General features: G+C 74.6%; 10 protein-coding genes. 6 read left to right on the top strand and 4 right to left on the bottom strand.

Annotated features, from left to right (window positions below):
• Positions 1-89 precede the first annotated feature (89 nt).
• Positions 90-1,139 (top strand): mechanosensitive ion channel family protein, encoded by a 1,050-nt coding sequence (locus tag ACFYXU_RS21755; RefSeq protein ID WP_389406851.1) that lies wholly within the window; start codon positions 90-92, stop codon positions 1,137-1,139.
• 9 nt (positions 1,140-1,148) lie between these two features.
• Here ACFYXU_RS21755 and ACFYXU_RS21750 read toward each other — a convergent pair whose 3' ends face one another.
• Entirely contained in the window at positions 1,149-1,820 is a 672-nt protein-coding gene (locus ACFYXU_RS21750) for a DUF2238 domain-containing protein (RefSeq protein WP_389406850.1), read from the bottom strand.
• 194 nt (positions 1,821-2,014) lie between these two features.
• Positions 2,015-2,449, bottom strand: a complete 435-nt coding sequence (locus ACFYXU_RS21745; protein WP_389406849.1) for a MarR family winged helix-turn-helix transcriptional regulator — start codon at positions 2,447-2,449, stop codon at positions 2,015-2,017.
• Positions 2,450-2,567: 118 nt separating this feature from the next.
• Between ACFYXU_RS21745 and ACFYXU_RS21740 the strand changes: the two genes are divergently transcribed.
• The 3 genes from ACFYXU_RS21740 (at position 2,568) to ACFYXU_RS21730 (ending at position 4,499) form a co-directional block, all read left to right on the top strand.
• A complete protein-coding gene (locus tag ACFYXU_RS21740; RefSeq protein WP_384574358.1) occupies positions 2,568-3,695 on the top strand; it encodes an NADH:flavin oxidoreductase in 1,128 nt (375 codons plus the stop codon).
• A gap of 271 nt (positions 3,696-3,966) precedes the next feature.
• Positions 3,967-4,332 (top strand): STAS domain-containing protein, encoded by a 366-nt coding sequence (locus ACFYXU_RS21735; protein ID WP_376510314.1) that lies wholly within the window; start codon positions 3,967-3,969, stop codon positions 4,330-4,332.
• The gene (locus ACFYXU_RS21730; protein WP_389406848.1) at positions 4,329-4,499 is read left to right on the top strand and encodes a hypothetical protein; all 171 of its coding nucleotides are present in this window, start codon (positions 4,329-4,331) and stop codon (positions 4,497-4,499) included. The genes ACFYXU_RS21735 and ACFYXU_RS21730 overlap by 4 nt, the downstream gene beginning before the upstream one ends.
• Positions 4,500-4,661: 162 nt before the next feature.
• Here ACFYXU_RS21730 and ACFYXU_RS21725 read toward each other — a convergent pair whose 3' ends face one another.
• Positions 4,662-5,882 carry an alpha/beta hydrolase family protein gene (locus tag ACFYXU_RS21725; RefSeq protein WP_389406847.1) on the bottom strand — a complete coding sequence of 407 codons (1,221 nt, stop codon included), beginning with the start codon at positions 5,880-5,882 and terminating at the stop codon, positions 4,662-4,664.
• A 216-nt stretch (positions 5,883-6,098) separates the two neighbouring features.
• The gene (locus ACFYXU_RS21720; RefSeq protein WP_389406846.1) at positions 6,099-6,578 is read right to left on the bottom strand and encodes an HIT family protein; all 480 of its coding nucleotides are present in this window, start codon (positions 6,576-6,578) and stop codon (positions 6,099-6,101) included.
• Between the two features lie 147 nt (positions 6,579-6,725).
• Between ACFYXU_RS21720 and ACFYXU_RS21715 the strand changes: the two genes are divergently transcribed.
• The gene (locus ACFYXU_RS21715; RefSeq protein ID WP_376510322.1) at positions 6,726-7,610 is read left to right on the top strand and encodes a DUF4132 domain-containing protein; all 885 of its coding nucleotides are present in this window, start codon (positions 6,726-6,728) and stop codon (positions 7,608-7,610) included.
• Positions 7,607-12,523, top strand: a complete 4,917-nt coding sequence (locus ACFYXU_RS21710; protein WP_389406845.1) for a DNA-binding protein — start codon at positions 7,607-7,609, stop codon at positions 12,521-12,523. Before ACFYXU_RS21715 ends, ACFYXU_RS21710 begins: the two co-directional genes overlap by 4 nt.
• Positions 12,524-12,581 lie beyond the last annotated feature (58 nt).

Below are 12,581 nucleotides of genomic sequence, written 5' to 3'. Positions count from 1 at the left end.
GGCCCGCTGGGTCCGGCCCGGCTGTGTTTGCCGGACGGCCCGGCGGTGAGGCGAGAGACGATCACGTTCCTTTCGTCGACTGGGGAGTCATGGAAAGCGTTGTTCGACTGACGATCGTCCTCGGCGGCTCGGTGCTGGTGGCTCTGGCCGCGGGCCGGGCGGCGGAGCTCTTCGCGCGGTACGCGGACGCACGTCACCCCGACACACCGCTCTGGGGGTTGCTGAGGCGGTGCCGTACGCCGCTGTACGCGGTCCTGTTGTGCGCCGTCTTCCGGTGGTCGTACCGCGCCACCCACTGGCCTCCGCTCATCGACCGCGCCCGGCTGCTGGACCACGTCCTCCTGCTGTGTCTGATCGGCGGCGGCGCCTGGCTCGCCGTCCGCGTCGTCTCGGCCGTCGTGGAGTCCGCGTACGCGCGCTACGCGGCCCGTACCCGGGACGCGGCCCGGCTGCGCCGCGTCCGCACGCAGGTCACGCTGCTCACCCGGGTGGTGTCCGTGGCGGTGGGCGTGATCGCCGCCGCCTTCGTGCTCGTCACGTTCCCCACCTTCCGGGGACTGGGGACCTCACTGCTCGCCTCCGCCGGGATCATCGGCATCGTGGCCGGCGTCGCGGCGCAGTCGACGCTGGGGAACCTCTTCGCGGGGTTCCAGATCGCCTTCGGCGACATGGTCCGGATCGGCGACACGGTGGTCGTCGACGGCGAGTGGGGCACCGTGGAGGAGGTGACCCTCACCTTCCTCACCGTCAGGACCTGGGACGAACGCCGCGTCACCCTGCCGGTGTCGTACTTCACCTCCCGCCCCTTCGAGAACTGGTCGCGGGGCGGCAGCGAGCTGACCGGCACCGTGTTCCTGCACTGCGACCACTCCGCGCCCGTGGACCTGATGCGCAAGCACCTGCGCGCGTTCCTCGACACCTGCTCCGGCTGGGACGGCCGGGGGTGGGACCTCGCCGTGACCGACACCTCGCCGACCGGCATCACCGTCCGCGCCCTGGTGACCGCCAAGGACCCCGACGACCTGTGGACGACCCGGGTCGCCGTGCGGGAGGAGCTCGTCGACTGGCTCGCGCGGGAGCACCCCGGCGCCCTCCCCCGCATCGTCACCGCCCAGGCGAGCGAAGCGGCGCCGAACTGACGCGCCCGCTCAGTCCCGTACCGGGAGCGCGAGGCGGCCGACGGACCGGTCGTGGACACGGCTCAGCAGGAGCACGGAGCACGTGGCACCGATCAGCGCGCAGAACATGTCCCACTGGGTGTCCCACACGTCGCCCTGGGTCGCGAGGAAGGCGTCGGCCGCCTGACCGCCGGTGACGGCCGCGAGCCACTCCAGCATCTCGAAGACGGCGCTGAACGCGAGGCAGGCGCAGACGGTCAGCGGGGCGAGCCAGCGGCTTCCGCGCAACGGGGAGGTGCGGACGAGGAGTTCGCGGACCAGGACGGCCGGTACGAAGCCCTGCATGAGGTGGCCGAAGCGGTCGTACGGGTTGCGGTCCAGGCCGAACCAGTCGCGGACCCAGTCGCCGGCCGGCACCTCCGCGTACGTGTAGTGCCCGCCCACGGCGAGGACCGTGGCGTGCACGGCGAGCAGGCCGCACAGCAGACCGCTCAGCGGGAACCGCTTGCGCAGCAGGACGACCAGCGGCAGGCCCAGGATGACCCAGACGGTCTCCAGCAGCCAGGTGGTCGGGTCCGTCGCGCCGAAGGCCGACACCACGAGCACCACGGCCACGGCGAGCGCGAGGACGGTCGGCAGCCTGCGGCCGGGGACCGGACGCGCGTCGTGCGACGGGCGGAAGATCGGGTGCGTGACGGACATCGCCGGCTCCTCGTGTCGGGGGTGTGCCGTCATCCTTCTCGCCCCCGGCGCGACCCGGCATGAGTGCGCGTACTCAGCCTTCCCGCTCCGGTACACAGCCTCGTACCGGAGCGGGACCGCGCGGTGCACCCGGTCCGAGCCGTCGCCTCGGCGCCTGCGCGGCGCGCCGAGACCTCGCCGGGCGCCGACGCGGGTCAGGCGGAGGGCGGCGGGACGAAGACCCGCTCCAGGAGGGTGTGGAGGGCCTTCCGGTCCTGCTCGTCGAGCCGCTCCAGGCCCTCCTGCGTGGCGCGCATCTTCGCGCGGATCGCGTCGGTGACGCGCTCGCCCTCGGCCGTGAGGACGACGTTCTTGACGCGCCGGTCGGAGGCGTCGGCCTCACGGCGCACCAGGCCGCGCTTCTCCAGCCGGTCGATGATCCCGGTGATGTTGGAGGCGTCGCAGGTCAGGGTCTCGGCCAGGGCGCGCATCGCGGCCGGCCCCCGGCGCAGCACGGTGAGTGCCTTGCCCTGGCTCGCCGTGAGGTTCTCACTCGCCGCGGCGACGGTGAAGTCGCCGTAGTAGACGCCGAGCGACACGGAGAGCAGCTCCATGAGCTGGTCCGTTCCGACGCGGGGGGCTTCTGTCATGGGTCCACTCTAGCCAGAGATACTTGACTACCTCAAGCATTGACCTCTACCGTCCTCGGTATTACATGAAGTTCTCAAGCATCAAGATTGTCAAGTAGTTGCCATGAGGAGCGTACCCGTGACCGCCACCGCGTCCCCCACCTCCCGCGCGGCCGAGATCCTTTCCCGGCCCGTCGCGCTGAACGGCCTGACCGTCCCGAACCGCATCGCGATGGCGCCGATGACGCGCATGTTCTCCCCCGGCGGCGTCCCCGGCGAGGACGTCCGGTCGTACTACGCCCGCCGCGCCGCCGCCGGTGTGGGCCTGATCGTCACCGAGGGCACCTACGTCGGCCACGCGTCGGCCGGGCAGAGCGACCGCGTGCCGCGCTTCCACGGCGAGGAGCAGCTGGCGGGCTGGGCGAAGGTCGCCGACGCCGTGCACGCGGCGGGCGGCACGATCGTGCCCCAGCTGTGGCACATCGGCATGGTGCGGCAGCAGGGCCAGGCCCCGTTCGCCGACGCCCCCGCGATGGGTCCGTCGGGCATCCGCACCGACGGCACCGAGGGCACGGGCCAGGCGATGACCCAGAGCGACCTGGACGACGTCATCGGCGCCTTCGCGGAGGCCGCCGCGGCCGCCGAGCGCATCGGTTTCGACGGCGTCGAGCTGCACGGCGCCCACGGATACCTCATCGACCAGTTCCTGTGGGCGGGCACGAACCGCCGCACCGACGCCTACGGTGGCGACGCCGTGGCCCGCACGAGGTTCGCGGCCGAGATCGTCTCCGCGGTCCGCGAGGCCGTGTCGCCCGAGTTCCCGGTGATCTTCCGCTACTCGCAGTGGAAGCAGGACGCCTACGACGCGCGGCTCGCCGGGACCCCGCAGGAGCTGGAGTCGATCCTCGCCCCGCTCGCCGCCGCCGGGGTCGACGCGTTCCACGCCTCGACCCGTCGCCACTGGATCCCCGAGTTCGAGGGATCGGACCTGAACCTGGCGGGCTGGACCAAGAAGCTGACCGGACGGCCCACCATCACCGTCGGTTCGGTCGGTCTCGACGGCGACTTCATCCACGCGTTCGCCGGCGCGGGCGCCCCGGTCCAGGGCATCGACGACCTCCTCGACCGCCTGGAGCGCGACGAGTTCGACATGGTCGCCGTCGGCCGCGCGCTGCTCCAGGACCCGGAGTGGGCGGCGAAGGTGCTCTCGGGGCGGACCGACGAGCTCAAGCCGTACGACGCGGCGGCCGTGCAGACCCTCAGCTAGCCGCGAGCGGCCGGACCGGTCCGCCGACGACATCGGCGGACCGGTCCGCGTCCGCACGGCGCCGACGCGTGGCCGGGCGCAGGGACGCTCGCTTCTGACTCGTACGGGTGGAAAGTTTCGCTCGTGCTGGGTATCGGTGCTGCTCACATGGGGTGAAAGGGCCGCGCGCCGCGTCACCCGGGACCGTGTGCGCGACGTTGATGGGTCTGTGAGAACCTCAAGCGAAGCTCCGATACTGCCCACCGTCCTCGCTGCCCCTGCCTTCCCCGTCGTGCACGACTCGGGCGCGGACAACGCGCCCGGCGTCATAGTCGTCGCCGCCTGCACCACCCTCGGCACCACCCTGGTCGTGCGCCTCGCCGGTGAGATCGACTGCCACAGCGTCGCCCCGCTGCGTGCGCTGCTGGCCTCGGCGGCCGACGGCGGCTGCACCGGTCTGGTCCTGGACACCGCACGGGTCGGCTTCTGCGACTCCAGCTTCCTCGCCGTCCTCGAGTGGTGGCCGCGGCGCGGCCGCCGCCTGACCGTCACGAACCGCTCCCGGGCCGTTCGACACCTCCTGACCGCGGCCGCGGTCGAGGTCCCGGGACGACCGGCGGCTCCGGCCGCCCCGCTGATGGCGGCGGCCACGTCATGACCTTCATACTCATGACGTGCGGTCCGATGCTGGCGGCGCTCCTCCTCGTCCACCGGGAACCCCGCGCCCCGCGCCATCGCCGCTCCGCCGGACCTCCCCGGCCCGCACCCCGCAGGACCCTGATCCACTGCCGCTTCGCCCTCTCCCTCGAGTGCTCCGCGGCCTAGAAGGAAGGGGCGTCGGGTGCCTGCGCTGTCACAGGCACCCGACGCCCACCGGGGCGGGCCCCCGCACACCGCGCGCTCAGCGGGGCACGCGTCCTCATAGCGCGGCGGGCAGGGCCAGGTCGCTCTCCTCGCCGTGCGGACCGGGACCGTCCTCCCCCGCGTCTACGGCAGGAACGTCACCGCCGGGAAGGCCGGGGACGGCCCGTCGAGCAGGCGGCTCCGCCGGTGGCGCAGGTGCTCGTCGAAGAACGCGAGCGGATAGGCCTGCTGGATCCGTACCGCCTGGTCGGGGCCGAGGGTGCCGATCACGTCCTGGAGCTGCTGCGGGCTCCATCCGTACCTCCGCGCCACCTGCGGGAACAGGGCCTCGTTGTCGCCGTAGGAGACGTGGGCCGCGCCCCTGGCCTCGATGTTCAGCCGCCCGCCCCGCAGGTGGGACCAGAACGCCTCGGCCGCGGGATCATTGGCCCTGGTGAACTCGGCGGTCATCATCAGGAAGGGGCGATCGAGGTCGCCGGTGAGGGGCGGGTTCATCCGCATCGGGCCGTCGAGGCTCACCCCGGCCCGGATGCGCCGGTCCGCGAGCATGGCGCAGGCGGTGGCGGTCCCGCCCTTCGACCAGCCGAACGCGCCCATGCGCCGGGGGTCGAGGGAACCGAGCAGCCCGGCCGGCAGCTTCCTGCGCTCGGCGTCGGGATTGTGCCCGGCGGCGAGCCGCTCGACGCAGTCGAGGACGAAGCGGAGGTCGGCGGCGAAGTCCCCGGGCAGCGTCGGGGCCCGCGGGTCGAGGAGCGGAACGGCGATCCGGCCGTCGGGGAACTCCGTGTACGTGTCGTACGGGTGGGCCACCGTGACCACCGCGTAGCCGTGCCCCGCGAGCTCCTGGACCACCACCGTGTGGTCGCCCTGGTGGCTGTGCGCCCCGTGCGAGAAGACGACGACGGGCAGCCTCCGGCCCGTTCGTCGCACGGGAGCGCCCACGTGACCGGCGGTGAGCGGCCCCAGGGAGGCCAGTTCGCCGAACCCGGCGTCGTCGACGAACGCCCGGAACGCGCCGTCCGGCATCCACGGCGCCACCGGGTACCGGTGGACGTCGCGCGCGGGGTACCAGACGGTGGCCATCAGCTCGCGGAAGTGCCCGGGACCCGCGAGGGCGTCGGGGCGCGAGCGGTCCACGAGGTGCAGCTGGACGGTGCCGACCGGGTACGGCCCGGTGGGCGTGGGCAGCGTGAACCGTTCCGCCGTGGGGGAATCCGCTCCGGATCCGGCCCACGCGGGCCCCGCCACGGAGGCGAGCGGCAGCGCGGCGCCGGCGGCCAGCGCGGCGCCCAGCAGACCGCGTCGCGTCAGGCCCGTCCGGCTGGTGGTCGGCTTGGTGGTCATGGGGCCTCCGTCGGTGGCAGGTCGTCACATGCGCTTTCACGGACGGTCCGTGAACAGGGAAAACGGTGTCACCCGCGCCTCCTCCGCACCATTGACCCACCGTCGGATTCCTTCGCCGGGCCATGGGACCGGGGAGGTAACCCCTGGGGGTGACGCGACGGCGCCATGGCAGGTGAACCGGCCGGGACCGGCGCCTTGGCGTCGGCGGCCCCCGCCTCAGCCGTCCGAGCCCAGCTCGTCCAGCGCGGTGCCGATCGCCTCGCGCAGCTCGGCGTGGTGCGGGCCGAGCCGGAAGCTGTCGTCGCTCCACCGTTCCCGGGGGTAGAGCCACACCGGAAGCCCCACCAGTTCGGGCGGCTCCCACGCGAACCGCGGCCACACGTGGGCGTGCAGGTAGGGGTCCGTGTTGCCCAGGATCTCCAGGTTGACCCGCCGGAAGGCCGGGTCCAGGCGCCCGCAGACGCGCTCGACCGCCTCACCCAGCCGCTCCATGTCGGACAGGAACGCCAGCCGCTTCGCCCTCGGAAGATCCGTCAGCCGCCGCACCGACGGGTCGTCCACGAGGAGGAGCGAGTATCCGGGGAGGAACTGGACGTCCCCGATCACCGCGAACCCCGAGGCCATCCGTCGCATGACGGTCGGGTTCTCGTCCCTGAGGGCGGCATCGACGCGGCGTGTCCGCCAGTCACCGGTCATGGCCGCAACCTACCCGTGAGTGTCGAGGCGGCCGACCCCGTTGTCAGTGGCCCTGGTTAGTCTCCCCACATATCGCAGCTCAGGGGCGTCATCGCCCCCTGTTCGGGCTGCGCCGACATCTGACGGACTGGCGGAGGGGCACGGCTCATGGCGTGGCTGGCAGCGGGTGAGGGGTACGAGATCACCCTCGAGGACGGGCGTGTGGTCGCACGGCGCGTCGGGGGGCGGCAGTTGAAGACGCTGCCGAAGGCTTTGCGTGACAGTCCCGAGGTCGACCGGCTGCGCCGGCTCACCGAGTGGCTGGACCGGCACGAGGCCTCCTGCGTGGCGCAGGTGGACGCCTGGATGGTGTCGTCGCTTCCGGTTCCGACCGAGCTGATCGCCCGGGTCTGGCCGGACGCGGCGTGGCAGACGGCGCTGCGGGACATGGCCGTCGTGGGCGACGACCCGGACGAGGTGGGCTTCCTGCGGGACGTCACCGCCGACGGCGAGCTGAAGGTGGTCGATCTCGACGGGGAGACCGTGCGGCTGTCGCCGCGCACGGTGACCCTGCCCCACCCCGTGCTCCTCCCGGACCTGGACGACGTACGGGACTTCGCCGCCGACCTCGGCATCACGCAGAAGGTGGAACAGATCCACCGGGCCACGTGGGCGCGGCCGGACGGCACGGAGGAGACCGGGGGGAAGGCCGGGGGGCGCGCGGCGACCGCCACGGAGGTGCGGGACTACGCCGGCGGGAAGTTCGCCTCGCGGTTCGGTCTCGCCGCCCGCGCCACGAGCCTCGGCTACCGGGTGTCCGGCGGCTACGCGACCTGCAAGGTGCGCGACGGGGGCCGGGGCACGGAGGCTTCGGTGTGGATCGGCGAGCCGTACTGGGACGGGGAGTCGGAGACCGGCGGGCTGAGCTGGCACGACGAGGACGGCCGCGCGGTGCGGCTGAGCGAGGTCGGGCCGGTGGCCTGGTCCGAGGGAATGCGCATGGCCGCGGCGCTGTACGCCGGCCGCACGATCGAAGAGGGTGGGGACGCGTGACCGGCACCGGCGAGAACGACAACAGGGAACTGCTCGCGGCGGGGGCGGTGCTCCCGGCCGGAGCGCGGGGCGCGGGGCCCTCGGCGGTCGAACTGACCGCGCGGTCCTACGGACACGCGGTGCTCGGCGAGGACCGCGTGGTCGTGCGGCTGGCCGCGGCCGAGCTCGGCCCGGCCGAGGACCTCGCGGCCGGTTTCCTGGGGCTTGAGCCGCAGGGCGAGCCGGTGGTGGTCGGTCTCGGCCGGCGGCAGGAGCTCGGGTTCCCCGAGTGGGTGCTGGTGCACCACCCGGAGGACGGACACCACGCCCTGGCCGTCGTGCCGGAGCTCGACCGGCTGGCCCGGCAGGCCAGGACGAAGCCGAAGGCCGCGCTGGACGCCTGCCAGGAGCTGGCCGGGCGGCTCGCCTCGGCCGTCCCGCACTTCCTGCCCGTCTTCTACGAGCAGGCCGCGCGGGTCTTCCTCGGCGTCGAGAACACCACGTACGCCGGCCAGTTGTTCGGCCGCGCCCGTACGAGCGAGGCGCAGCACGGGCTGACCGTCGACGAGGACCGGCTCGACGCCGTGTTCCTGGAGTTCGCGCTGGCCGGGGCCCTGCCGGTGAAGGTGCTGACCGCGTACGGGAAGGAGCTGTCGGCCCGGCTCGCCCCGGTCGAGGCGTACGAGCGGTTCCGCCGGCTGTGCGTGCGCCGGACCGCCGGGGGCCTCGCGCCGTCCGCCCAGGCCGCGACGGAGCTGAGGCGGCTCGCCCGCGCCGCCGCCCTGTCGGGGAGCGAGGCGGAGCAGGACTACCTGGCCGAGCTGCTGCCCCTGCCGGCCACCCTGCGGGCCGCCACCGGCTGGTGGAAGGCGCACCGCGGCGCGCTGGTCGCGCTGGCCCGGCGCGTGCCGTCCGCGCGCGGCACGCTGCTGTCGATGACGCCGCCCGGGGACGACGGCGACATGACCGAGCTGTGGCTCGGGCTCCTCGCGGAGTCGGGGGCCGACGCCGGTCTCACGGATGCGGACGTCCCGGAGGAGGAGCGGTGCTCCGACGGTGCCGCCGGCTGGCTGGAGCGGTTCCACGCGGCGCGGCACCGGGGCTGGGGCCCTCGCCCGACGCCGTCCGCCCTGCTCCCGCTGGTCGAGCGGGCCGCCGGGCGGCTGGCCGCCGACCTGGCGGTGCGGCCCGAGGGCGGGCGGTTCCTGCGGATCGGCGTCGAGGACCTGAATCTGCTGGACCTCCTGCTGGCGCGGGGCCTCGCGGTCGCCGACCCCGAGGAGGAGCGCGCCCCGCACCGGCGGGGTGACGCCCTGAACCTGTCGGACTGGGCGCGCGGCGAGGAGCGCCGGGATCTGGTGGCCCTGGCGGCCGACCTCCGCTTCCGGCCCGCGTTCCGGCGCGGGGCGGACGGCTACAACGGCGCGTCGGCCGGCGCGGACGTGATGCGGCGGCTCGCCGCCTCGCCCGGCGGCCGGCCGATGCTCGCGGAGTGGATGCGCGAGGTGGCGGAGGCCTCGGTGGCGGCCGGGCTCCCGGGACTGCCGCAGGCGATCGACCGGTTGTCGTGGCTCCCCGCCGAGGCCCTGGCCCTCGCGCCGCGGGAGGTCGCGGCGGCGGCCGGCGCCGATCTCGGCGCGAGCGTGGCGCGGACCCTGCGCGGCGGCCTGTGGGAGGAGCTTCGCTGGCCCGCGTGGGAGGAGGCGCTGGCGGAGCTGGCGCCCGCGCGGCAGGGCGGCGAGGCGCCGACGGTCGCCGAGGCGTGGCCGTACCTGATCGTGGCCAACGCGGCCCAGGTGCGCGTGATCGACTCCGAGTCGACCGTTCTCGTGCACGATCTGCGGGTGCCCGCCGCGTCGTCCGTGCGGCGCATGGGCTTCCACTACGTGGACGGCGCGCTGCTGGTGTTCTGGAGCTCGTACGGGCAGGGGGAGGCGCAGGGGTACTGGCACACGGCGCCGGACTCCGTCTTCGACATCGTCGGCGCCGACCACTGGACGCTGCGTTCGCCGCACCCCAGCCTCCCGCTTCCGGGGGGCGGCCGCACCACCGGCGGCGGCGTCCTGAACGTGGGGGACACGAAGCTGCCCGGGGAGCGCACGCTGGTGTCCGACGGCACGTCGTACTGGGTGTGGCGGAGCGGGGGCGAGGCGGAGGACACCGGCTGGGTCGAGTACGACCCCGTCGGGGGCGTCCACGGCCGGCGTTCGCAGCCCGGCTTCCTCGCGGACGCGCTGCGGCCGCACGGCCACGGGGCGGAGCTGGCGGCCGCCGTGTCCTGGGTGCGGCCCGGGCCCGCGGTGGACGGTTCGGCGCAGGGGACGTCCTCGGACGGGCTGCTCGGCTGGCGGGTGGTGCGTCTGCCCGACGGCGGCTACCAGGGCGAGGACACGACCGGACGGGTCGTCAGCCTCCCCGAGGGCGCGGACGTGCCCGTCGCCGCGCTGACGTTCCCCGGGGACGAGCGGCCCCGGGCGCTGACGCGGCAGTGGCGTGAGCTGTCGCTGAGCGATCCGGAGGGTGTGGTGACGGCCACGGCCTCGTGCGACCACCGCAACGAGCTGTACGGGACCGCGGCCCAGGCCCTGCCGCCGCTGCCGTACCTGCACATGCTGCGGGCGCGTGACCCGCTGGGGTCGGCGGCGCTGCGGGCGGCCGACGCCGAGGCGGCCGGTGTCCTGCTGAAGGCCGCCGCGCTCGCGGAGCGGGCGGCGGACCTGCCCGAGCTGGTGAGCGCCGCGCTGCCGCAGGTCACGGCGCCCGAGATGATCGCCGGTGTGGTGAAGGTGCTGCGCTTCGCGGTGCGGCAGCAGAAGGCGCTCGACGCCGTGGCCGCACGCCTCGACCCGTCCGCCCAGCCGGCCCAGGCCCGTGTCGAGGGTCCGAGCGACCAGCTGATCGGGAAGGCGCTGCACGGCATCGTCGGCTCCGGCTACTACCGGTACGGGGCGGACAGCGACGTGACCCACCAGTATCTGGAGGCGCTGGCCGCGGTGTCGGCGGACACCTCGGGCGCGGTGCTGCCCGGCCGGCTGCACTTCGACCTGCCGTCGCTGCCCTACAGCGGGCTGCCCTTCGTCTCCCTCCTCGACGACCCGGCCGCGATCGCCTACCGGGCGGTCGCGCCCGGCGGCACCCCGGCGCACCGGAAGGCCCTGTTCGGTGTCCTCGACCAGGTCGACGCACTGGGGCTGGGCTCCACGGCGGCGTCGGCCGGCCGGTGGCGCCGGGTGCTGGTCCATCTGACGACGCCTCATCTGCACACCCCGGACGGGCAGGAGCGCAGCTCCTCCCACCGCAGTGTGCTGCCCCTGGGCGGCGGGGCGGCACTCGGCTTCACCGAGCACAACGCGGGCGTGCACGACGGCCGGGAGTTCGGCGCGCTGCTCCACGACCCGAGCGGTCGCTTCGAGGTGCCGGGCCCGTACACCCCGCGCGGTGAAGCGCCGGTGGGCGACCGGGTGCGCGAGGCGGAGTGGCTGACGCTCTTCCTGCGGGAGGCACGCGCCCGTGGTGAGGCGCCCTTCCTGCCGGCGGCGGCCGACGAGTTCAGCCGCCTCACCGGTGCGTCCGGGCCGCTGGCGCGGATCGTTCTCGCGGGCATGCCCGACGTGGACAGCTGGGAGAAGAACTTCCTGCCGACCGAGCTCCGCACGAGGCTCGGTCTGAAGGTGGCCGAGGCGGGGCACGCCCGCGACGAGCTGCGCGCGGTCACGGTCGAGGTGCGGCGGGCGGTCCTCGCGGCTCTCCTGCCCGAGGACCCGGCACGGCTGTGGACGGAGGGCCCCGACGTCGCGTCGGCGGCGGCCGTGTGGAACGAGCGGGTGGGACGGCGCCGCCAGGTGCCCGACTGGCTGGCGGCGGAGGCCGCGCGCGGGGCCCGCGGCGGCTGGCCCGCGCACCGCGCGCTCCCGGCGCTGCTGGATCCGGCGTCGTCGCCGGAGCTCGGTGTCGACCTGGCGTGGCGCATCGACGGCGACCGTCCGGCGACGGTGGCTCCGGCCGAGGCGCCTTTCGACTCGGCGGTGCTGTCCGGCGCGATCGGCCTGTCGACGTGGCTGGCACACCGGCTGCCCGCGGGCGATCCGGTCCGGGCCGCCCTGCCGGGTGCCCTCACCGCGGTGCGGCAGCGGCTGGCCGCTCCCGAACTACTGCTCGCGGTGGGCCACTACACGAGCCTCGCGGACTTCCGGAAGGTGGCCGGCGCTCCGACGGAGACGGCTCCGGACCACGAGCGGTACGGTGCGGTGCTCATGGCCACGCACGACGGCCAGCCGCTGCCCGCCGTCCGGCCCGCTCTGCTGGACTCCACCGGGTCCGACCCGTATCTGGTCGCGCTGCGCGGCGCCGATCAGGAGCCCACGGCGGTCGAGACGGCCCTGCGGCGCGTGCACGACCCCGCGTTCGCGCGGCTGCTGGCCGACCCGGGGGCGCCCGTCGCCGGCGGGACGGACGACGAGGGCACGTGGTGGCCGCAGGACCCGTCGCGTTCGGTCCCGGAGCTGGTGGCCGAGGTCGCCGGTGCGCACGGTCTGGGCGCCGACGCGGCGACGCTGTACCTGATGCTGCTCGCCATGCCCGACCCGACCGACCGCGTCACGGCGCGGTGGACGGGCTGGAAGCCGGCCCGTCTGAAGGCGGCCCGTGCGGAGCTGGCCGGGACCGAGCTGGTCGTGTCGGCCGTGCGGGCCCGGGCGGGGCGCTCCCTCTTCCTCCCCGGGGCCTGGTCGGAGCAGACCTCGCCGCTCCTGCCCGTCGAGCAGTGGAAGCTGCCGATGTACGGAGCGGCCACGGGCACCCGGCCGGTCCTGGGCGTCCTGGTGCCGACCGAACCGGCCGCCGAGCTGTTCGCGCGGGCGTGGCGACGGGTCCTCGACGGCGACGTCCCGCGCTTCGAGGAGCTGAAGGTCCGGCGCACCAGGCGCCGCCGGTGAGGCGCCTCCCGGAGCACCGCCCGTGAGGGCGCGCTCGCCGGGGACAGGTCTCCGGCGA

The organism is Streptomyces sp. NPDC002232 (genome assembly GCF_042890295.1).
GTDB lineage: Bacteria > Actinomycetota > Actinomycetes > Streptomycetales > Streptomycetaceae > Streptomyces.
The sequence above is the reverse complement of the archived record's forward strand: the minus strand, read 5'-3'. Positions and strand labels throughout refer to the sequence as shown.

Excerpts from the sequence above, each read along its gene's own strand:
- ACFYXU_RS21755 (WP_389406851.1), top strand. The coding sequence starts at position 90 with ATGGAAAGCGTTGTTCGACTGACGATCGTCCTCGGCGGCTCGGTGCTG.
- ACFYXU_RS21750 (WP_389406850.1), bottom strand. The coding sequence starts at position 1,820 with ATGTCCGTCACGCACCCGATCTTCCGCCCGTCGCACGACGCGCGTCCG.
- ACFYXU_RS21745 (WP_389406849.1), bottom strand. The coding sequence starts at position 2,449 with ATGACAGAAGCCCCCCGCGTCGGAACGGACCAGCTCATGGAGCTGCTC.
- ACFYXU_RS21730 (WP_389406848.1), top strand. The coding sequence starts at position 4,329 with ATGACCTTCATACTCATGACGTGCGGTCCGATGCTGGCGGCGCTCCTC.
- ACFYXU_RS21725 (WP_389406847.1), bottom strand. The coding sequence starts at position 5,882 with ATGACCACCAAGCCGACCACCAGCCGGACGGGCCTGACGCGACGCGGT.
- ACFYXU_RS21720 (WP_389406846.1), bottom strand. The coding sequence starts at position 6,578 with ATGACCGGTGACTGGCGGACACGCCGCGTCGATGCCGCCCTCAGGGAC.
- ACFYXU_RS21715 (WP_376510322.1), top strand. The coding sequence starts at position 6,726 with ATGGCGTGGCTGGCAGCGGGTGAGGGGTACGAGATCACCCTCGAGGAC.